General features: G+C 44.7%; 20 protein-coding genes. 7 read left to right on the plus strand and 13 right to left on the minus strand.

All coding sequences use genetic code 11. The annotated features are described in order from the left end of the window. Positions 1 to 4 precede the first annotated feature (4 nt). Both K6Y31_RS04125 and mutM read left to right on the plus strand, forming a co-directional pair. Positions 5 to 478, plus strand: coding sequence for a hypothetical protein (locus K6Y31_RS04125; RefSeq protein ID WP_233051578.1), 474 nt, complete (start codon positions 5 to 7; stop codon positions 476 to 478). An 86-nt stretch (positions 479 to 564) separates the two neighbouring features. Further along, positions 565 to 1,377: a bifunctional DNA-formamidopyrimidine glycosylase/DNA-(apurinic or apyrimidinic site) lyase gene (mutM, locus tag K6Y31_RS04130; RefSeq protein WP_233051579.1), complete on the plus strand. Its 813-nt coding sequence runs from the start codon at positions 565 to 567 to the stop codon at positions 1,375 to 1,377. A 121-nt stretch (positions 1,378 to 1,498) separates the two neighbouring features. Here the strand turns inward: mutM and coaD are convergent, their stop codons facing one another. Then, the gene (coaD, locus tag K6Y31_RS04135) at positions 1,499 to 1,984 is read right to left on the minus strand and encodes a pantetheine-phosphate adenylyltransferase (protein WP_233051580.1); all 486 of its coding nucleotides are present in this window, start codon (positions 1,982 to 1,984) and stop codon (positions 1,499 to 1,501) included. Between the two features lie 136 nt (positions 1,985 to 2,120). Here coaD and K6Y31_RS04140 point away from each other — a divergent pair, with 136 nt between their 5' ends. Both K6Y31_RS04140 and K6Y31_RS04145 read left to right on the plus strand, forming a co-directional pair. Continuing rightward, positions 2,121 to 3,113 (plus strand): hypothetical protein, encoded by a 993-nt coding sequence (locus tag K6Y31_RS04140; RefSeq protein WP_233051581.1) that lies wholly within the window; start codon positions 2,121 to 2,123, stop codon positions 3,111 to 3,113. 120 nt (positions 3,114 to 3,233) lie between these two features. Continuing rightward, positions 3,234 to 4,514, plus strand: coding sequence for a nucleotide sugar dehydrogenase (locus K6Y31_RS04145; protein ID WP_233051582.1), 1,281 nt, complete (start codon positions 3,234 to 3,236; stop codon positions 4,512 to 4,514). A 183-nt stretch (positions 4,515 to 4,697) separates the two neighbouring features. Here K6Y31_RS04145 and K6Y31_RS04150 read toward each other — a convergent pair whose 3' ends face one another. Continuing rightward, complete coding sequence (locus tag K6Y31_RS04150; RefSeq protein WP_233051583.1) at positions 4,698 to 5,735, minus strand: glycosyltransferase family 9 protein; 1,038 nt, start codon at positions 5,733 to 5,735, stop codon at positions 4,698 to 4,700. Between the two features lie 123 nt (positions 5,736 to 5,858). Here K6Y31_RS04150 and K6Y31_RS04155 point away from each other — a divergent pair, with 123 nt between their 5' ends. After that, positions 5,859 to 6,560: a 3-deoxy-D-manno-octulosonic acid kinase gene (locus tag K6Y31_RS04155; RefSeq protein WP_233051584.1), complete on the plus strand. Its 702-nt coding sequence runs from the start codon at positions 5,859 to 5,861 to the stop codon at positions 6,558 to 6,560. Positions 6,561 to 6,596: 36 nt separating this feature from the next. Here the strand turns inward: K6Y31_RS04155 and waaA are convergent, their stop codons facing one another. Next, on the minus strand, positions 6,597 to 7,883 hold the full coding sequence (waaA, locus tag K6Y31_RS04160) for a lipid IV(A) 3-deoxy-D-manno-octulosonic acid transferase (RefSeq protein WP_233051585.1): 1,287 nt from the start codon (positions 7,881 to 7,883) through the stop codon (positions 6,597 to 6,599). A 334-nt stretch (positions 7,884 to 8,217) separates the two neighbouring features. On the opposite strand from waaA, the gene K6Y31_RS04165 reads away from it, so the two are divergent. Then, positions 8,218 to 9,264, plus strand: a complete 1,047-nt coding sequence (locus tag K6Y31_RS04165; protein WP_233051586.1) for a CDP-glycerol glycerophosphotransferase family protein — start codon at positions 8,218 to 8,220, stop codon at positions 9,262 to 9,264. Positions 9,265 to 9,267: 3 nt separating this feature from the next. Continuing rightward, positions 9,268 to 10,032, plus strand: a complete 765-nt coding sequence (locus K6Y31_RS04170) for a glycosyltransferase family 2 protein (protein WP_233051587.1) — start codon at positions 9,268 to 9,270, stop codon at positions 10,030 to 10,032. Between the two features lie 16 nt (positions 10,033 to 10,048). Here K6Y31_RS04170 and K6Y31_RS04175 read toward each other — a convergent pair whose 3' ends face one another. The 10 genes from K6Y31_RS04175 to rfaD all read right to left on the minus strand — a co-directional run bounded on the left by K6Y31_RS04175 (position 10,049) and on the right by rfaD (position 20,037). After that, entirely contained in the window at positions 10,049 to 10,972 is a 924-nt protein-coding gene (locus tag K6Y31_RS04175; protein WP_233051588.1) for a WavE lipopolysaccharide synthesis family protein, read from the minus strand. Then, positions 10,969 to 11,697 carry a glycosyltransferase family 2 protein gene (locus K6Y31_RS04180; protein ID WP_233051589.1) on the minus strand — a complete coding sequence of 243 codons (729 nt, stop codon included), beginning with the start codon at positions 11,695 to 11,697 and terminating at the stop codon, positions 10,969 to 10,971. Before K6Y31_RS04180 ends, K6Y31_RS04175 begins: the two co-directional genes overlap by 4 nt. Continuing rightward, positions 11,694 to 12,713, minus strand: a complete 1,020-nt coding sequence (locus K6Y31_RS04185) for a WavE lipopolysaccharide synthesis family protein (protein ID WP_233051590.1) — start codon at positions 12,711 to 12,713, stop codon at positions 11,694 to 11,696. The genes K6Y31_RS04180 and K6Y31_RS04185 overlap by 4 nt, the downstream gene beginning before the upstream one ends. Positions 12,714 to 12,745: 32 nt before the next feature. Then, positions 12,746 to 13,690, minus strand: coding sequence for a glycosyltransferase (locus K6Y31_RS04190; protein ID WP_233051591.1), 945 nt, complete (start codon positions 13,688 to 13,690; stop codon positions 12,746 to 12,748). 68 nt (positions 13,691 to 13,758) lie between these two features. Then, positions 13,759 to 15,351 carry a capsular biosynthesis protein gene (locus K6Y31_RS04195; protein WP_233051592.1) on the minus strand — a complete coding sequence of 531 codons (1,593 nt, stop codon included), beginning with the start codon at positions 15,349 to 15,351 and terminating at the stop codon, positions 13,759 to 13,761. Continuing rightward, positions 15,342 to 15,722, minus strand: a complete 381-nt coding sequence (locus K6Y31_RS04200; RefSeq protein WP_233051593.1) for an HAD family hydrolase — start codon at positions 15,720 to 15,722, stop codon at positions 15,342 to 15,344. Before K6Y31_RS04200 ends, K6Y31_RS04195 begins: the two co-directional genes overlap by 10 nt. Positions 15,723 to 15,784: 62 nt before the next feature. Continuing rightward, positions 15,785 to 16,861: a glycosyltransferase family 4 protein gene (locus K6Y31_RS04205; RefSeq protein WP_233051594.1), complete on the minus strand. Its 1,077-nt coding sequence runs from the start codon at positions 16,859 to 16,861 to the stop codon at positions 15,785 to 15,787. After that, on the minus strand, positions 16,858 to 18,129 hold the full coding sequence (locus K6Y31_RS04210) for an O-antigen ligase family protein (protein ID WP_233051595.1): 1,272 nt from the start codon (positions 18,127 to 18,129) through the stop codon (positions 16,858 to 16,860). Before K6Y31_RS04210 ends, K6Y31_RS04205 begins: the two co-directional genes overlap by 4 nt. A 10-nt stretch (positions 18,130 to 18,139) precedes the next feature. After that, complete coding sequence (gene lpxM / locus K6Y31_RS04215; protein ID WP_233051596.1) at positions 18,140 to 19,090, minus strand: lauroyl-Kdo(2)-lipid IV(A) myristoyltransferase; 951 nt, start codon at positions 19,088 to 19,090, stop codon at positions 18,140 to 18,142. Positions 19,091 to 19,095: 5 nt separating this feature from the next. Beyond that, on the minus strand, positions 19,096 to 20,037 hold the full coding sequence (gene rfaD, locus K6Y31_RS04220) for an ADP-glyceromanno-heptose 6-epimerase (RefSeq protein ID WP_233051597.1): 942 nt from the start codon (positions 20,035 to 20,037) through the stop codon (positions 19,096 to 19,098). Positions 20,038 to 20,121 lie beyond the last annotated feature (84 nt).

Consider the following 20,121-nt stretch of genomic DNA (forward strand, 5'->3'; position numbering starts at 1 on the left):
AGGCATGATGAAATTAAGTAAAAAAGCGTGGAATAACGTATTAATCTTTGCTGTGCTTGGCATGATTTTTATTTTTAATTTCAGCCATAAGCGCATGCTCAATGAAGAAATTTCCAGCCCTAAACAAACTACTCTATTGCCCAGTCACAGTATGATTTTAACGATGCAAGGGCCAGATTATACCATCGAGCGTATTGGTCGCAGTTGGCGTAGTCGTCCCGATATTGGCCTTGCCCCTGAACAGCTCAATAAAATGATGAATGCGTGGTTATCTGAGCCACTTGCAACGCTAGAATTACCTACTGGTCAGTTACCTGTGAGCCAATTTAGTCAGGTTTATCAATTTTGGTTAGCAGGTGTCGATGAACCCGTGAGTTTGACTCTCTATCAATTAGAAAGTGGTCTAGTGATCAGTAATTGGCAGTCACAGCTATTACAGCTGGATGAGCTTAATATTCATAAGCTGTTGCCGAAGTAAGCGTTAATTTAGCGTAAACCAGTATTTATTCGTTTACGTATCATGTCCTTTAGATTTAGCCCGTTTCATGACCCGAAGAGCCTATCATGCCTGAGTTACCCGAAGTTGAAGTTAGCCGCCAAGGCATCGCCCCGTTTTTAACGGGTATGACCATTAATCAGATTGTTGTTCGTGAGCCGCGAATGCGCTGGCCGGTGCCTGAATCGATACAAGAAGCCTGTGGTCAAGTGATTGAGCGGGTAGAGCGCCGCGCTAAATATATTTTGCTGCGCACGCAAGTGGGCAGCATTATTCTACATTTGGGGATGTCGGGTAACCTTCGCGTATTACCCTTAGGTTGTGAGGTGCAAAAACATGACCATATTGATATTGAATTAAGTAATGGCCAGTTATTGCGCTTACATGATCCGCGCCGCTTTGGTGCGTGTTTGTGGGTGAAAGGGGAGCCCGAATTGCATCCACTACTGGCTAAGCTCGGCCCTGAGCCGTTAACCGCTGATTTTACCGAGCAAACCTTGTTTGAGCGTTCGCGAGGCCGTAAAACCGCGGTGAAGCAATTTATTATGGATAATGCCAATGTGGTGGGGGTGGGTAATATTTATGCCAACGAAAGTTTGTTTCGCAGTGGCATACACCCTAAACGTGCCGCGGGGAATATTTCCCAAGCACGTTATCAAGTACTGACGGATCACATTAAAACCGTGCTCGCAGAGGCCATTACTCAAGGTGGCACCACGTTAAAAGATTTCACCAAGGCCGATGGCAAACCGGGTTACTTTGTTCAGCAACTGGCCGTATATGGTCGCGGTGGTTTACCTTGTACAAAGTGTGGTAAAGCCTTACAAGAGATCCGTTTAGGCCAGCGCAGTACCGTTTTCTGCGCGCAGTGTCAGCGTTAGTTAAAGGCGCTTTAATCTAGTACTGGCTGTTTACCCATTGTGGTGAAACCTTCTCAAGCAAGCCGATTAGGTCAACAACGTTGCACAATGTCTTGCGCGCAGTGTCAGCGTTAAACGCGTGTTAATCTAACGCTAACTTATCGATCAATGCTTGTTTTACTTGAGCAGGTACCAGATCTTGCACATCGCCGCCATGCTTGGCGATTTCTTTGACTAGGGTGGAAGAAACCGCACTGTTTTCCGGGCTAGGCGTGAAGATCACGGTTTCCAATTCAGGGTTGAGTTTACGGTTCATGTTGGCCAGTTGTAACTCATAGTCAAAGTCGTTGCTGCCACGCACGCCTCGGATCAACACTTGAGCGTCATGCTGCTTGGCAAAATCGGCCAGCAAGCCCTTAAAACCGATGATTTGCACCTTAGGTAAGTGGGCTGTCGCTTGTTGTAATAAAGCCACTCGCTCGGGCAATTCGAACATCGGCTGCTTGCTCGGGCTGGCTGCTATGCTGATGATCACAGTTCCAAACATTTTACAGGCACGCTCAATCAGTTCTATGTGACCATTGGTGACGGGATCAAAAGTGCCGGGGTAAAGTACGCGTACGGTCATGTGGAGATATTCCTGTTGTCATCTAAAACGGCTATCAATCGCGTTAGTATATACCCAAGCAACTCGCGCTGAACAGGCGCCTTAAAGTTGTTTGGGGTTACTGCGTGACTGATTAAGATAAATAAGGAAGGTTGAAGTGTTAACAAGACAGTGTTTCTTTTCATGTAACAACTTGATTGCAAATCTGGTTTTATGGTCAAGTTTTATCTGGCTCAATGGTTGTAGTGTGTCACCGGTTTGGGATGACAAGGCAGAGGTTACCCAGAGTGTACAACCTATAGTCCCAGTATCAGGTGATATGCAAGTTCGCACTTTAACCGAGCAGCAAGTGAAATTTACTGTATTGGCGTCTTTGCCCAGTGACGTGAGTGAAACATCCGGTTTAGCGATGCGTTACGGCAAGCTGTGGACCATTAATGACAGCGGTGATGGCGCTTTTCTGTATAAGCTAAATTTGAGTAACCAGTTTGTTGAAACCAAGCTAAAAGTCACTAACGCGGTCAATCGTGATTGGGAATCTCTGGCTCAAGATGATACCTATCTTTACATTGCTGATTGTGGCAATAACAGCGGTAAGCGCGATACATTTCAAATTTATCAAGTGCCTTGGCATGAAATAGATGTGGCTCCTAGCGGCTCGCGCTTAAGCAGTGAGCGCATTAATATTAAGTTAGAGGGACAAACGCCAACGCTAGAGGCTTATGAACACAATTACGATTGTGAAGCGATTACGGTAGTGGATAATAAGCTATGGCTGTTTTCAAAGAATTGGCAAGATCAACAAACTCAATTGTATCAAGCTGAATTTGGCGTTTCTCCACCGTTATTAAAGGCGCAGCAAACCTTGCCTGTGCAAGGGCTGATCACGGCTGTCGACTATCATCAGCCTTCCGGTCAACTGGCTTTATTGGGTTACAGTAAGCAGCGTTTGTTTGGCCATGCTTTTATTTGGATTTTTGATGTGGTTGGCGGCGAAGTGGATTTAACCCACGCTAAGTATTACCAGTTACCCGAGTATTCACAATGGGAAGGGTTGCTGTGGAAAAATGATAAAACCTTATTAATCAGTGCGGAAAGTAGCCCGTTAAGCTCTGCTGGTTTAGCCGAGGTTGTGCTACCTAATCATTGATTATGCCCAAGTATCTTGCGGTTAATTGGGAATAGAGATTATTTTATTGGATCCCTAATTAAACCGAGCGCTCTGTACTAAGCTTTCTGAAGGCGAATCATCGCATTCAAGGGAGTGAATATGTCCAGTTTGCAAATGCCACAAAAAGTGGCCGTGCTTGGTTTAGGTTATGTTGGCTTACCGCTGACTCTTGAATTTGCTAAGCATTTTGAGACTGTGGGTTTTGATATCAATGCTCAGCGGGTGACGGAATTACGCCAAGGGCGCGATCGCACGCTGGAAGCCACCACTGAGCAGCTGCAAGCCAGCCAAGCCGTGTTTAGCTCTGATAGTCAAGATTTAGCGGATTGTCAGTTTTTTATTGTGTCTGTCCCCACTCCTATCGATAAACATCATCAACCCGATTTATCACCATTAGTGGGCGCGTCAGAAACCGTGGCCAAGGTGTTAAAGCGCGGCGATATCGTGGTTTATGAAAGCACTGTTTTCCCCGGCGCAACTGAAGAGGTGTGTGTACCGCTATTAGAGGCAGGTTCAGGGTTGGTATTTAATCAGGACTTTTATTGCGGCTACAGCCCAGAGCGGATTAACCCTGGTGATAAAGAGCACACCTTAACCAGTATCGTTAAAGTAACCTCGGGCTCTACCCCTGATGTGGCTGAGATTGTTGATGCCATGTATGGCAAGGTGATCATGGCAGGTACCTACAAAGCCAGTTCCATAAAGGTGGCAGAAGCGGCGAAAGTAATCGAAAACACCCAGCGTGATGTCAATATTGCCCTCATTAATGAGTTAGCGCTAATCTTCGATAAAATCGGCATTAACACTGAAGAGGTGCTTGATGCGGCGGCGACCAAGTGGAATTTCTTACATTTTCATCCTGGCTTAGTAGGCGGTCACTGTATTGGCGTTGACCCTTATTACTTAACCTACAAGGCGCAAGAGTTAGGTTATCACCCGGAAATGATTTTAGCGGGGCGACGGTTAAACGATGACATGGGCATTTACATTGCTGACCGTGTGGTACGCTTGATGCTTAAACAAAAAATCCAAGTTAGCCAATCTAATGTATTGATTATGGGGTTAACCTTTAAGGAAAATTGCCCCGATTTACGCAATACCAAAGTGATTGATGTGATCAATGAGCTGAAAACCATGGACGTTAACGTGGCAGTGTTTGATCCGTGGGCCGATCCGGAAGAAGCGCAGCGTTTATATGGCATTGAATTACACACAGAGTTACCCGAACAGCAATATGACGCTTTGGTGCTCACTGTGTCTCATCGTCAAATCATGGCGCTGTCTGAAGCGGACTATAAGGGGTTGTCAAATCCCAATGGTTGCGTGATATTTGATGTGAAAAGAATTTTAGATAGCCCGCTAGTGACCGGGCGATTGTAGGCGGGTGTAGGAGCTGTATTTATACAGCGAAACAGCGCGTAAAGGGCTGGTTATTCGTGATTTAAAAATCGCTCCTACTGGGAACTGCGCACGGTCGGAGCACCAGTAATCGTGCGACGTTGTCATCAGAATGACCTATGTTGTAGCTAAATATCGAGGTATCACTGCGCCTCCTACAGGCGCCTAAAGGATTACCTTATCTAGCTCGGCTTGCACCGCTGCTAGGGTGATATCTTGCATCACATGATCGCCTTTCACCCGAGTTGCCCAGGCTAATTGCTCGATAGGCTTTTGCTGTTGCTGAACCACATGCTGCTCATAAACACTTACTACTTTATCTAAATCGTTGTAAGGGCCGGTGCGCTTAGGATTGCTATGACCATATAAACCGATCACTGTGGTGCCTTGTGTGGTGGCTAAATGAGCTGGACCCGAGTCGGGCGCTATCACCACATCAGCAGCGGCCAACACGGCTGTGAGCTGCTTTAATGAGGTTTTACCTGTTAAGTTGATAATGGGCTTCTGGCACAGATCGCTAATGGCTTGTGCCAGTTTTAGCTCTCGCGGAGCCGGTGAGCCACATAAGATCACTTGTAAACCTTGTTCAGTAGCATAATCGGCAATGGCGGCGTAGCGGTCTGTGAGCCAGTTACGTTCATCTTTACTGGCCGCAGGTGAAATCACTAAGGTTTTTTTATCTTTAATAAGGTCTTTTGCAAAATCACGTTCAGCATCACCTAAAGGGATGTTCCATCGCGGCGCATTAAACGGAACACCTAAGTAGCGGGCAAATTCGGCAAAGTTGTCCAGTACATGTATGCTGTTGGAGCTTGGCAAATGGCGATTGGTGACTAACCACTGCCCCTCTTTGCTGCGATCTTTACTAAAACCAACGCGGTATTTCGCCTTAATTCCTAACGACAACATACTGGCGCGTAAGGCAAGCTGCATGTGTAAAAGGGCGTCAAAACGCTGATTTTTTAGCTTAGACCAAACTTGACGCATGCCAGCAAAGCCTGCTTTTTTATCAAAGATGACCACATCAATGCCCGGTAAGTCACCGATTAATTGCGCTTCAATTTTGCCACAGACCCAAGTGATTTTAGTGCTGGGCCAATAATCTTGAATGGCTTGGATCACGCTAATCGCGTGGCACACATCGCCAATCGCTGACAAACGTAAAACACATAAAGAATTGGGCGCAGCAGTAAACAAAGCCATGGACCAGTCTCGCTATAAATGGGAGATGAAATTGATTGAAGACAGAATTATGCAGCTTGCTCAGTTAATTGTAAAATGCCCCCTTAATCGTTAATTGATATTGTGACAAAAGGGACAGGATGAATGCAGCACCTTACACTTCCCCAAGGCCAAGTTTGGTTTGATGAAACATTACTCAAAGAAGATCCCATGCTGTGTTTTGACGCTGATTTTTGGCAACAGCAAAATGCGGTGATAGGCTCGGCGCTAGGCCGCGGCACCACTTGGTTTGTTCGTGGTGAAAAAGCTGATATGGCACTGCGTCATTATCGCCGCGGTGGTTTATTTGGCAAGCTGGTGGCCGATGCTTATTGGTTTACCGGTTGGCAGCAAACCCGCAGCTATCAAGAGTTAATGCTATTACAAAAGCTGGCACAAGGTGGCGTCAATGTCCCGCGTCCGGTGGCGGCTCGTGCCATTAAACGTGGCCTAACTTATCACGCCGATATTCTGGTTGAAAAAGTGCCCAATGCACAAGATTTAGTCGGGTTGTTAATTAAGCAAGGGTTACCCGAAAGCGTGTGGCAGCAAATTGGCCAAACAGTGGCAAAAATGCATCAGTTGCAGGTGAATCATACCGACTTAAATGCGCACAATATTTTGCTCGATGAGCAAGACCAAGTTTGGCTCATCGACTTTGATAAGTGTTATGAGCAAAAAGGTAAAGCTTGGCAACCGGGGAATTTAGATCGCTTACAGCGATCGTTTCATAAAGAAGTCGGCAAGCGTCAAATTCACTTTAATCAGGCTGATTGGCAAGCGCTGATGGCGGGTTATCAAGGCTGACCTTTCGACATCTTCACGCTTTTTCGCTGAATAAATTCAGCTCCTACTCTGCTCGAGATAAGCAGATAAGCCTTGTACGGTTTTCGCTACTGCGCCTTGGTTTTGCTTTACCACTTGTAATGCGGCTTGGCCCACTTGCTGCGCTAATATCTTATCGGATAACAGCCGCGCCATTTGCTCGGCGAGTTGCTCGCTGTTTTGACAGACCCACAACCCTTGCGCTTGACGTAACTGTTCGGCGATTTCGGTAAAATTATAATAGCTTGGCCCAGTAATCGTCGGTTTTGCCAATGCAGCAGGCTCTAGCATGTTATGGCCTCCCACCGCATCACCAATTAAACTGCCGCCCATAAACGTGGCATCGGCTGCGGCGAGCATAAGTAGCATCTCGCCCATGCTATCGGCTAAATACACTTGACATGGTTGAGTGGGATTAAACCCTTGGCTGCGCCGCTGCACACTGAACCCCATATCTTGGCAAAGTTGTGCCATGGCATCAAAACGTTCAGGGTGGCGGGGTACTAAAATCAACAAGCTATCAGGTAAGGTTTTAAGTACGGCCTTAAATGCATCTAGCACTTGCTCATCTTCGCCTTTATGGGTACTGGCTGCGACCCAAACAGGGCGCGTAGCGCCAAGCTGATGGCGTAATGTTTGCGCTTGTTCAGTAATACTTGAGTTTATTTGAATATCGTTTTTTATTGAGCCGGTAACACTGACTTGTTGCGCGGTTAATCCGAGTTGTTTAAAGCGATCAGCATCACTTTGGGCCACGCAAAACAGGTGATCTATGTGGCGTGATATTTCATTAAATACCCATTGAAACTTGCCATAACGGCCAGCAGAGCGCGCAGATAATCGAGCGTTAACGATGCAAACGGGTATGCCTGCCGATTTAGCGCTGGCAAGCGTGTTGGGCCATAGCTCTGTTTCCATGATCAGCAAGCAACTGGGCTTAATGTTGCGGATAAAGCCGTTAATACAAACGGGCAGGTCGATAGGCATATAGCGATGGCTGACGAGATCGCCGAGCTTTGCAATTTGCGCTGCGCCTGTACTGGTGGTAGTAGTCACCACGATTTGGTAATCAGGGTAGCCTTGCTTTAGCGCGCGAAGCACTGGAATAGCAGCAAGAGACTCGCCGACTGACACGGCATGTAACCAAATAACCGGCTGGGCATTTGTGAGTGTCGGTGTTAAACCAAAATGCTCTTTCCATCTTTTGCCAAACTTGGGCTTGTTCGGTTTGGATTGGTATAAACCAAATAGCAGTAAAGGGGCGGCAAGTAACAAGATCAAAGTATAGAGAATACGAATTAACACTGGATCACCAAGAAAAAGGGCTTTGAAAGTTGAGTTTATACCTATACCCAATCAACTTGAAGATGCATGTTTAAAGCATCTCCAAGTTGATTGGGTCTAAACGTCTATTAGCTAAATAGTTTACCCCCTTTCTACTTGAAGCCGCACCAGTGTTGGCTAAGCTCATTCACCCCTATCACATCGTTTATCTATGCTCATGGGGTGGACGAGCGTGCCGTCTACCTACAACTCCAAGTAGTTTGGGTATAGAGCAACGAGTAACGGCTCGCTCTAGTGGTTTTTTCTGATATGATTTGGCCACTTGCTTGCATTGAATGGGTGTATTTGAAAATTCATGATAAAGACGATTAATGGTACATCTGGGCCCTACCGATTTTTATTCTATATCGAGCAGAATTATTCCTTTGCTATTTTGCGGCCTTTACAACAAGTGGCAAAAGCGGAAGGTAATGAGGTAGCTTGGCTGTTGGTGGGTGATGAAGTGTCACCGACGTTTTTAGCGGATGATGAAGTGGCTTTGGTTGATGTGGCCGCCGCTGTTAACTATCAGGCCGACGCTGTATTTGTTCCGGGCGACCGCGTGCCAGCCTTTATCCCAGGTCTTAAAGTGCAGGTTTTTCATGGTTTAAATGAGAGTAAGCGCGGTAATGTTTACCCTGAACGTGGTCTGTTCGATCTGTATTGCACCGAGGGGCATGAGCGCAGTGCTACCTTGCAAGCACAGGCCAATAAACGTGGTTACTTTCAAGTACAAGAAACCGGCTGGCTGAAACTAGATAGTCTGTTTAATTACCAGTGTGAACAAACTTGGCCTAGGCCGCAAATATTATTTGCCTCAACCTTTAGCCCGACTCTATCGTGCGCAGAAGCCGTGTATGAGCAAATAAAATTGCTAAGCCAGTCTGACCAATGGCATTGGCTTATCACTTTGCATCCAAAAATGGATCACACTACGGTGGCCAAATATCGCGCGTTAGAAAATGCTAATCTGAGCTTTTTCGAGAACGACCAAGTGATCCCATTGCAGCATCGTGCTGACTTAATGGTATGTGATAACTCTTCGGTATTTCAGGAGTTTCTGCTGCTGAACAAGCCTGTGGTGACAGTGAATAACCGTGACCCTCAGGCTTGTTTTATTAATATCACCGAGCCGGAAAAATTAGCCGATGCAATTGAGCTGGGGCTAAATCCTAGCCATGAATTATTAGCCGCGATAGCGCAGTATGGTCCAAGTGTGACACCTTATTTAGATGGGCAATCGGCTCCTCGTGTATTGAAAGTCGTGAGTGATATTTTGCAGCGTGGCTGGCAGGATAAAAAGCCAAAGAATGTCTATCGTAACTTTCAAATGCGCCAAAAACTTAATTATTGGAAATGGTAACTCATGAGTAAACATACCCTGTCTGTTATTTTAATCACCAAAAATGAAGCCGATCGTGTTGAACGTTGCCTTCAGTCTGTTGCTAAGGTTGCCGACGAAATCATTGTGCTCGATAGCGGCTCGACTGATAGCACGGTAGAAATATGCCATCGTTATACCGACAACGTGACAAGCACAGATTGGCCCGGCTTTGGTAAGCAAAAACAGCGTGCATTAGCGCAAGCGAGTTGTGACTGGGTGCTTTCTATTGATGCTGATGAAGCCCTTGATGACACCATGGCACAAGCCTTATCGAACTTGTTGGCGCAACCGACTATTAAACACACGGCTTATCGTTTACCTTGGGGCGTTACATTGTACGGCAAAACCTTAAAATACGGTCGCAGTGCACGTTCGGTGCTGCGTTTGTTTAAGCGTGAAGGTGCTGCATACACACCCGATGAGGTTCATGAAACGGTTATTCCAGCAGCGGGCAGTACTGGCACATTAAAAGGTTTTTTACTCCATTACACCCATCGTGATTACGGTCATGGCCTTGATAAAGCGGCGCAGTACGCTTGGCTAGGGGCGCAGAAATATCATCGTAAGGGCAAAAAGTCTCATGGCTTATTGCTGGCATTACTGCGCGCCAGTTGGACTTTTTTTCATATTTATTTTTTACGCCGCGGTTTCTTAGATGGCAGCGTCGGTTTTATTATGGCCATGACCTACGCCCAAGTTAACTTTAATAAGTACGTTGGGCTGTGGCTGTTGGAGAATGGGCGTTAAATGATTGGCGTAATTGTCATTTTGGTCGACAAGATTTAATTAATCGCACGGCAGATAGCCTAATTTGTTCAAAGCTAAAAGGCGTGCTGATAGTCGGATCACAATACTGTTTGTACAATACAAGCCAATCAAGGTGGCTAAATTCATTGGCGCGTTTAAAAGCTCTCTTTGATATTTTCCGTAAACCCAGTCCCATGTTCTCTGGTTCACAAATAATGATATTACTGGCCAAAAAACGCTGCCAAAATGCTAAATCTTCGCTGCTATGATCAAATCGATGACCCATCAAAGGCGCTCGTTCAGTAAGGCTACGGAGCCAAATTTGGCAATATGTTTGCTCTGCTTCTAAGGCGTATTTAGCTTGGCTTTGTTGTGTTTTGGTCAGTAAGGCTTCAGCAAAAGGCTGATCCAAAAAATTAGGCTGTTGCCAAATTTTATTCAAATCTTCGGTTCGACCATAATAAAAAAAATCACTTGGACTCATGATGACATCACGGCCATGAGAGTTTTTGCGAAATAGGTTGGCGTTTATCACTACTTTTTCTGCAAACAGCTTATCAGCAGGATCATGTGCAGTGTATTGCTGTTGCAATGCGACAAATTCATTGCCGTTCAGGAAATTGTCACTGCGCAGTTTAACTGCATAAGGTGTCGTGACATGCGCCAAACCAGCCTTGGTTGAAGTGATTTGTCGATAATAATTAACTGGGCAGAAACCATCTTTGTTCTGACCTGGATCGTCACTGAGCACCAGTTCGTCGTATTCTAGTCCCGTTAGATCTTGCTGGTGCCACGTCGATAAAATGATCCTGGCTCCGGGTAAAAATGTGCGAATACTGGATAAACAACGCTGGGTGATCCCTTCTTCATGATGAGTGCGATCAGGTGTGTTTTGCACCGGCCCCTGTACAACGACGCTGATATGCTCAAATTGGCTCATAAAGCCGCCTCTTTAAAGGCGTCATATTCTGCTGGCACGCCGCAAAAAATAACCTCACTTCGCTCAATCAAGTGGTAATGAATTGTTTTACCTTGCGCGATTAAATAATTGTAAAGAGGGGCGATATAAAGCTCTCCTTTCTCCCACTGGCTTTGCGGTAGCGCGGCGTAATGATGATAAGCGCTGAGGTAATCTTGCATCTCGGCAAAATAGTAAAGACCAGTACTGCATAAATCAGAAATAGGGCGTTTTTCAGCTGTTTCAATCACTTGAGTTGATTTTTCAGACATCGGTTTAGCAAAAGACCAGTTATCGCCCGAGCCGCGAAATACTTCTAAATAACCGTCACATTGAGTCTGAATGGCTGGAAATAGAAAGTTGGGTCGAAAGGTATCAATATTAAAGATAGTAATGGGACCTGACTGCTGCTCAAGTTGCGCTAAGCCTAGGGTGACAGTTTCAGCTTGACCGCGAGTCGCTTCGGTTAGTTCGATTATGATGATACTTTTTATGCCTAAGGCCCGCGCTTGTTGTTCGACAAAATCTCGTGTTTGGTACAAATCACGGACAATGAACAAAAATGTTTCGCTGGCAAAATAAGCTCTAAAGCTATTAATGGCATGAGCAAAAAGGGTTTGCTGATGTGCCATCAACATATACTTAGGCTGTTGGTAGCCCGCTTTGAAAAAGCGTGAGCTCAGGCCCGCCATTGGAATCACTATCATTTGCTGTCCTTAGCTAATATTTGGCTATAACGGTGCATTTTTTTGGTCCGACTGATTATTTTCATTTTTGTTTCAAACCGACTTGGAAAAACATATATAAGCCGCTGTAGAAAAAGTTTAAACAGGGCTGGGTAAGGCAACGGGTGACTGGGATCGCAATACTTTCTATATAATGCGTGCCAGTCACTCAGCTGATAAAAGCTACATTTGCCTCGAGTACGGTTAGCTCTTGATTTACCTAGAAATTTTTGACAAAGCGCGAGGCCGATTTTTTCTGGCTCTGCAATAATAAGATTGTTAGCAATAAAGGCTTCACTGGCCTTTAGTTTGTCACCCGCTAGATCGTGCAAATGCAGCAACTCAATTTGCTGGTTGAATTGTTTTAATCCTTCCTGCCAAAACATTTGCGTACAATCAATTGGGAAATCAGGGTAGTGCGGGCTGACCTGGTGTTGCTGCGATAAGTCATAGTTATCTTGTAAGGGGATATCCCAAAGTTTTAATAAGTCTTGGGTCAAACCGAAGTAAAAAAAGTCGCTAAGGTGATAAGCAACGGGTTTTCCTTTAGCGTATTTGCGACTAAAGGTATTGCTGATCACTATGCGCTGCTGAAACACGCTTTGTTCTGCTTGTCGAATCAGTGGCTGCTCAAATAATGCAACAAAGTCATTTGATATTAGGTAGTTGTCGGTTCTTATTTTTAGTGCATATTTAGTGCTCACGGCTGCTAACCCGTTCAGTGTCGACACAATTTGGCGATTGTTATTGAATAACTTAGGCTTATCGGGTGCGGTAAAATAGCGGATGTTGGTACCTGGATCTTGATTTAGCAATAATTGGTCGAAATCCAAATTATTAAGATCTTGGTCTTCCCAGGTCGATAAGATAATTTTTGCACCCGGTAGGTAAGTTCGAATTGATTGCAAGCAACGCTGAGTAATGCCTTCATCCATGGCTCTTGCAGCATAGTTTTGCACCGGGCCTTGAACCACAACGGTAATGTCTTCAAATCTCATTTGCTTGTACCTGTAAGTCTATATTCTAGTGGCTACCAAGATGAATGTGCGGCTTTTTCTAACAAATCGAGATGTGCAGTTGCCATTTTTTCCGCGCTAAAATGTGACAAAGCATGTTGTCTGATAATGTTAGGGTCGAGAGTAGCCGTTTTATCTATGGCAGCAATAAACTCAGCTTCATCATTACAAACAAATCCGGTCACGCCGTCAATGATGAGTTCATTCATTGCTCCACGGTTATAGGCAATGACGGGAGTGCCCGACATCATCGCTTCCACCACCGTTAACCCAAACGGCTCTTCCCAACTAATAGGTACCCATAACGCCTTAGCATGCTTTAATAAGTCGCGCTTTTCTTGTCCATCGACATAACCGACCGGTTTTATTTTGGGGTGCCAAGAAAACCAGGTTTCAGGTGAACCAAGCCGATGGCCTCCAGCAATGATCAGGGACTGACTGGTTTTCTTGGCAATGCTAATCGCCTGTGCGACGCCCTTTTTACTGCGCTTAACTTTAGCAAGAAACAATGAAAAATCGGATTTTTTGGCATGGAACTCGACGCTTTCAACGGGGATACCATTGTGTACATAAACCTCAGCGTTCGCTTGTTGAGCATGAGATTTAGACACATAGACACAATTGGGAGTGTTTGCCGCGCCAGCATGGACCACTGAAACAAATTTGTTAAATCTTTGTTTTAGCGCGCTGGCTAACTCGTCACTTAAGCCGCCATGATATTCAATATCGGTGACGTCCTCAGGGATCGCTTTAATCAAGGCATCAATATCAACATTTTTGACATCACAGGCCACATGTTGGTAACTGCTATTAGATGCTCCCCGTGGAGATAGGGCTGTTACTTTGCAGCCCAGTTGACTTTGTGCGCTCGCTAACCAATCAATCAACCGATTTGAGCCGCCGCATGATGGTGTAGGTGGCAGTGCTTGATCATGTATATGTAATATGTGTCTCGTCATTTACTTATATCTCTGATTCTTCATGGGCAGCATGACGTTATGCTATTGGTTTGGTTTTATCAGGTAAATCATGACAGTTCTTCGGCTAACAGCTGATATAGCCGGAAGGCATTGGCTAATAAGGCATTTTGGCGGTTTTTATCATCTGCATGTAAAGGCAGCATAGATAAAAACAGCTGGATCTGCATGGCGTAGATTTCACTGCGAGTAAGGCCATATTTTTGCTCAACTTGCGTCATGAAAAATTGTTGTGTGGCTTTCAGCTCTTTGGGCTGTAACAGCGCAAAATCGATGATGTTTTCAGTGATCGTTAAGTTGAAATATCCCGCGATAATCCAATCATATAAACCAATAATTGAATGGCTTAATTTGGCCAAGTCGTAGCGTACATCACCAAAAATAGTCAGTTCTTGCTGCTGGTTTAAACCACGCGGATCAATGGTTTTTATGCTGTTAGTGCGAAAGTCGTACAAAATATTACTGAAGCAGAAATCGCCATGCATCACCGTACTAGCGTGTTGTATCTTTGGTAAGCAATCTTGACTTAACCGATCCAGTTCAGTCAGTGATAAAGTGAGACTTTGGTTATAGTGCCATTTTTTTTCTGGGTCTAACTGCTGTGTTTTACAGTACTGCGCTAATCGCGACTGAGTTTTTTCGGCAAATAGGGTGGCTAAATCCGATACGGGTTGCTGTGACGGCGCGGAATGAAACAAGCATTCATCGATAAAATGTAAGCAGCCGTTAATGATGCGTCGCCAAACCATGTCTGGTAGGGCTGAAAACACGTAAAGCTCATTGAGCGCAGTGTAGTGTAAATACTCGAGACGATAGGCACAGCTTTCAGCATTTTTATCATGAGTCGCGCCTAAAAACTGTGGAGTAAAAGTGCGCATCATTGGCGGCAGTTGTTCAAACCAATGGGCTTCAGCTTGGATTTTTATACTTTTGTGGCTCGACTTTTCAATCCAACGCGGCGTGATGGTAAGCTCATTAAAGGCGCGCTGCGTGGTGTATTTTGCTTTAGAGCGGTAGTAGGTATTGACATGGCCAAAGTCAAGCCAGTTGTCGATACGAACCGTCGTCAGGCCTACGTGAGCATGGTATAAATTCATACCGCCGTTGAAGTCCCAATGAGCTTGAATAAGGGCTTTAATTAACACTTTTGGCTGACTGCACTTAAAGTAGCCACTGACTACATTGGCGCTATCTAGTTCGCTACGAATTTGGTTGGTTTTGAGTAATTCAGTTTCATCGTGGGTGACCACTGCCCAGTTGTAACTATTTTCCACTTCACTGATGGCAACAATATCTTCACCTGATGGCAGCTCTGGGATCAGGGTGTCACCAAACAGAATCGATAACGGTTCATCTAAGTTGTGGCCGACCAAGTTAAGGGCTGATATTAAAGAGGCGCCCAAAGAAATATCATCGGGGATAGCTAAAATTGTGACGTTGCGTTGGCGTAACCAGTTGCGGTCAAAGTCACTAATGGCATAGCTTTCTGGTACGGTGAGAAAAACCCGCTTACCCGTTGGCGCGCTGTTAACTTGATGCTGAAACAGGCGCTTATTACCTAGCGGTAAAAATGCAGGCGGAATAGTACCAAACTCAGATTCAAGCTCTTGGCTGATATAAGCCGCCGACATAATTAGGAACATGCTTTTTCCTTGGCTAATAGTGCTTCGATTTCAGCAAAGCTCATAGACGCGAATTCAGACGGACGTACCGAACGGTCGTCAATGTAAAAGCCTTCATGACCACACCAAGGCTTGCCTACGACCACTTCATCATAAGGCACCTCATGTTTGTCTAACCACGCGGTGATGATAGGCAAGGTATGAATATTGATTAAGCCAACATTGCCTTGATGGGTGCGCATATTACGTGCAGTGTGAATACAAATGCTAAATCCTTGTTCTTTATAGCTGCGTAATTGTTTGATCACGTCTAAGTTAGGTGAAACATTGGGGTAGTCATTGGTGTCACCTAAGGTGATGGTGCCATCTAAATCTACAACGAGTTTTTTCATTATTTATCCTTTAATACCAAGACAGCGGCCAAGGTTTTATCCGATGAGGCCTTTGGAAATAGTTAGCCTAACAAACGCTGGAAAAAATCGATATGGCGCTGCACTGTTTGTTTGGCATTGAATTCATTATCTAATTTTGTTTTTGCGGCTTGGCTGAATGCGGCAATTTGGGCTCTGTCATTGGCTAGCTTATTCATCGCTTGACCAAAAGCTATGGCGTTTTTGGTAGGGACGACATAACCGGTTTTAGCATCATCCACTAACTCTGGTGAGCCGCCTGTGGTAGTTACCACAGACGTGGTGCCATTTGCCATCGCTTCAATAATGGTGCGCGGTAGGCCCTCACCACTAATGGAAGGCTGTACTTGAAAATCGGCCATGGCCATAATGGAAGGGACATCCTGACGATGACCCACTAAGTGGATCCGCTCGGCCATTGGGCTGGCTGCAATTTCATCTAAATGTGGCTCAAAGCCGCTGCCAACTAATAGCAAATGAAAATCGGGATTGTTCACTTGTTGGCAGGCTTGGATCAGCACCGAAATACCTTTGCTCGGTCGTACATGAGCTGCGCACACCGCAATAACGTGTTGATCGGTCAAACCAAACTCACTGCGCGGGGTTGGTTCAACCTGATACCATGCTAATTGGTGGCCTTTATATATGGTGACCACATTATCTTTTATTCCCCAAACACGTTGGCGCACATCTTGGCGCACTGCGTCAGACACACAAACAATACCATCAACTCTCGGATTTAAATGAGTAAGGTAGGCGCTAGGATCATGGCGATATAGCCCTCCCGTTGTACCGCGATAGGTTACAACCTTTACCATAAGTCCGATACTGGCCAAAATCGCGTTGGGAATAGTCTTAGAATTAAAGGCATAAAAAATATCGTAATCACCCGCTAGTAGCTCTTTACGCATCGCTTTAATGGTTTTAATACATATTTTTTTATTGGGATAGCAATCCAGTGTTTTAACGCCACAATCGTTAAAGCGCTGGTTATAGTCCGCACTGCCTTGCGTCAATACCGTAACGGTATGGCCTTGTTTGACCATTTCAATAAACATTTCAGCTTCAGGGCGAACACTATTCCAAGCGTGTAAATATGAGCTAGCGACGAGGATTTTCATGGTTGTCCTGTTAATTGAGAGTTATTTTGTTTTAACTGAATGCTGAGGCCCAGTAAAGTGGCTGTGATAAAGGAGTAAAAAACCATACCCGAGTTATGGCCAAGAAAAACTTGAGTCAAACCATAACCTATAAACATAATACTTGCAGCAATACCCGCTTGATTGACGGCAGTGAGCTCGGGGTTAGATGTGCCTTTATTTTTCATAAAGATTAAAATGGGGGCCACTAACATGGCAATGAGAACTATAAGGCCGAACAGTCCGCGCAGCGATAGTGCTTCAAGGTATTCATTGTGCGCGTGAAAGACTATGGCCTCAGGATTAAGTTGTAATGTTCCGGCTTCGATTTGTTGTTTACGCTCTTCTATCCGTTGCGCTTTACTCAGCCCCAATATTGGATATTGTTTAATAGTAATAGCTGCACTTTTCCACAGCTCAAATCGAATGCCAATTGAAGTATTTTTATCGCCATTGGTGTATTGCGAAATATTATTTATCGCCTCATTTAGCCTTAAATGTTCCCGGACAGCGTCATTAGATGCTGCGCTGCCAATCAATAAAATGAGTAAAACACCGGCGCTTACCAAGGTTTTAAGTGAGAACTTAGTGTTGGCCAAAACTAAATAAATGACGGCCACAGGCAGTAAAATCCAACCGCCACGGGAGCCAGATAAAAAACTAGCCAACATGCCTAAAAGGGTTCCAAGTACGCCCAATAATAGCCATGCTGTCTGCTTGGTTTTATAAAAGTACAAAGTGAAGCAAAGGGAAATAATGCCGAATGTCATCGCCATATTACCGCTCTGTATCGGCATGTAGCCTTTGTGCCACCAAGTAACCCCCTCGGGACCCCAGCGTTCAAATGCCCTTGGCATCAATTGTATTTGAGTTTGATATAGTGCGATAACCCCGGCAATAATTGAGCCAATCATAAAGCTGATAATTAGCCATTTTAGCTTTGGTGGGTAACAAATTAGCAGTAATAACACGGGCAGAGCCATGATAATGCGGCTCGTTTGGTCAATATAACTCGCCGATTCACCGTGTATAAGCATGGCCAGCACAAACACCAAAAAATAACTACTAAACACCAAGCTGATGAGTCTGACTTGAGGGGTGCTCAAGGTGATTATTGTTTCTTTTAGCAACAATATAGCACACAGGAACAATGGGGCCGCTGCATAGTTATAGCCTTTACCAAAGCTTAAGCAAATGATGGGAAACAGACAGGTTAATATGGTGACTAGCAAGTGAGTTTTTGACTTCATTAATTTCATCTTATTGATTATATGGATTTTCGCCATCATTTGGCCGAGTTTTTAACAGACGCAAAATCCACATATATTGCTCGGGATGTTCATTAACATAGTTTTCAATGCAAGCGTTCATCATGCGAGCATCTTGCTCTTCACTGTCGTTAGGAAAGGGGGTTAAGGCGGGTAAAATATCAAGCTCATACTGACCCGCATTTAAATTGTACATTGCAAATACCGGGATGATTTTCGCTTTAGTTAGCTTAGATAGCTTGCCTAAGCCTTTAATGGTGGCTTTTTGCGTGGCAAAAAAGTCCACAAATACACTGTTTTCTGCTCCGAGATCTTCATCGGGGAGATATAGGCCTAGGTAACCTTTTTTGATGGATTGTAAAAAAGGTTTTATACCAGCGCTGCGCTCATAAATTCGACCTCCATATTGAATGCGCTGACGGTGAATTAGCCAGTCAGAAACTTCATTTTTTTGCTTTTTAGCAATCGTGGTCGCGGGGGTGCCACGTGATGCCAGCAACATGCCTGGTACATCGAGCGCCCAAGTATGGGGGACCAGTAGAATCACATTTTCTTTTTTATCAGTATGGCGCGTTAAATTGTCTAGGCCTTTAATGACTGTGCTTTGCTCTAACCATTTTTTACTGCGTAAACTAATCGCCGGATAGCCCAATAAATAGCACCCTCCCGTGATAAAGCTCTTTAGTAAAATCGCTTCACGCTCAGTGTGGCTTTTATCAGGAAAGCACATCTTTAAGTTTACGCGCGCACGTTTATTGGCTTTGCTGTTTAGCTTCATCGCCAGCTTGGCGATGGGCGTGACGATAGCCTTGCGCGCGAAGTGAGGTAAAAAGCTAATTAAACTAATCAGTAAAACATAAGCCCAAGTTCCCCAGTACTTTGGCTTTAAAAAGCCGATATGAAACTGCGGGTTGTACGCTTTTGGATCGAATTCGGTCTGCATCTTATTTATTTATTAATTATCGAGAGGTATTCGGCTACGCCTTCGGCAACGGTTTTAAATGTTAAATCAAAGCCAGTCGCGCGAAGCTTAGTGAGGTCTGCTTGGGTGAAGTTCTGATAACGGCCAACAAGATGGTCTGGAAAATCAATATATTCAATTTCGCCTTTACCATGATGTCTTATCACGGCTTCCGCTACTGCTTTAAAGGGTTCGGCTTTTCCTGTCCCTAAGTTGAAGATGCCAGAGTGTTGTGGGTTATTCATAAACCAGAGGTTAGCCGCTGCGACATCGCCAACATAAAGGAAGTCACGAGTTTGACCTCCGTCAGCATAACCTTGGGTGCCTTTAAACAGTTTTGGGTTTTCACCGGCTTTGACTTGGTTATTTAAGTGGAATGCCACGCTGGCCATGCTGCCTTTGTGTTGCTCGCGTGGGCCGTAAACATTGAAGTAACGAAAACCAACTATCTGCGAGTTGGCCTCTGGCAAAATTTGGCGGACATATTGATCAAATTGAAATTTTGAATAACCGTATACATTCAATGGCGCTTCGTATTGACGCTCTTCGATAAAGGTTTCGCCATTGCCATAGGTGGCAGCTGATGAAGCATATAAAAAAGGTATTTTTCGATCTAAACAATAATGCAGTAAGTCTTTCGAATAAGCGTAATTATTGTCCATCATCATTTTGCCATCCCACTCAGTCGTGGATGAACATGCACCTTGATGAAATATGGCTTCAATAGGCCCTAACTGTTCGCCGGAGACAATTAAAGAGATAAATTCATCTTTGTCCATATAATCAGCGATTTCTAAATCAACTAAATTCACAAACTTAGTGCCATCGGTGAGATCGTCCACTGCTAAGATGTCATGATATCCAGCTAAATTCAGTGCTTTAATTATGTTACTGCCGATAAAGCCAGCGCCGCCTGTGACAATAATCATCAGTACCTACCTATCTATATGAAACGAAAGATGTGTTTAAAGGTAAATTCTATCACTGTTAAGGGCAAATCCGAACTGTGTTTT

The sequence above is a fragment of the Motilimonas cestriensis genome, from assembly GCF_021295315.1.
GTDB lineage: Bacteria > Pseudomonadota > Gammaproteobacteria > Enterobacterales > CBDFNC01 > Motilimonas > Motilimonas cestriensis.

Coding starts and splice junctions, on each gene's coding strand:
- mutM (WP_233051579.1), top strand. CDS start 565: ATGCCTGAGTTACCCGAAGTTGAAGTTAGCCGCCAAGGCATCGCCCCG.
- K6Y31_RS04145 (WP_233051582.1), top strand. CDS start 3,234: ATGTCCAGTTTGCAAATGCCACAAAAAGTGGCCGTGCTTGGTTTAGGT.
- K6Y31_RS04190 (WP_233051591.1), bottom strand. CDS start 13,690: ATGACGAGACACATATTACATATACATGATCAAGCACTGCCACCTACA.
- K6Y31_RS04170 (WP_233051587.1), top strand. CDS start 9,268: ATGAGTAAACATACCCTGTCTGTTATTTTAATCACCAAAAATGAAGCC.
- K6Y31_RS04205 (WP_233051594.1), bottom strand. CDS start 16,861: ATGAAAATCCTCGTCGCTAGCTCATATTTACACGCTTGGAATAGTGTT.
- lpxM (WP_233051596.1), bottom strand. CDS start 19,090: ATGCAGACCGAATTCGATCCAAAAGCGTACAACCCGCAGTTTCATATC.
- K6Y31_RS04185 (WP_233051590.1), bottom strand. CDS start 12,713: ATGAGATTTGAAGACATTACCGTTGTGGTTCAAGGCCCGGTGCAAAAC.
- K6Y31_RS04180 (WP_233051589.1), bottom strand. CDS start 11,697: ATGATAGTGATTCCAATGGCGGGCCTGAGCTCACGCTTTTTCAAAGCG.
- K6Y31_RS04155 (WP_233051584.1), top strand. CDS start 5,859: ATGCAGCACCTTACACTTCCCCAAGGCCAAGTTTGGTTTGATGAAACA.
- K6Y31_RS04125 (WP_233051578.1), top strand. CDS start 5: ATGATGAAATTAAGTAAAAAAGCGTGGAATAACGTATTAATCTTTGCT.
- K6Y31_RS04200 (WP_233051593.1), bottom strand. CDS start 15,722: ATGAAAAAACTCGTTGTAGATTTAGATGGCACCATCACCTTAGGTGAC.
- K6Y31_RS04195 (WP_233051592.1), bottom strand. CDS start 15,351: ATGTTCCTAATTATGTCGGCGGCTTATATCAGCCAAGAGCTTGAATCT.
- K6Y31_RS04150 (WP_233051583.1), bottom strand. CDS start 5,735: ATGGCTTTGTTTACTGCTGCGCCCAATTCTTTATGTGTTTTACGTTTG.
- K6Y31_RS04210 (WP_233051595.1), bottom strand. CDS start 18,129: ATGAAGTCAAAAACTCACTTGCTAGTCACCATATTAACCTGTCTGTTT.
- rfaD (WP_233051597.1), bottom strand. CDS start 20,037: ATGATTATTGTCACAGGCGGCGCTGGCTTTATCGGCAGTAACATAATT.
- K6Y31_RS04165 (WP_233051586.1), top strand. CDS start 8,218: ATGATAAAGACGATTAATGGTACATCTGGGCCCTACCGATTTTTATTC.
- coaD (WP_233051580.1), bottom strand. CDS start 1,984: ATGACCGTACGCGTACTTTACCCCGGCACTTTTGATCCCGTCACCAAT.
- K6Y31_RS04175 (WP_233051588.1), bottom strand. CDS start 10,972: ATGAGCCAATTTGAGCATATCAGCGTCGTTGTACAGGGGCCGGTGCAA.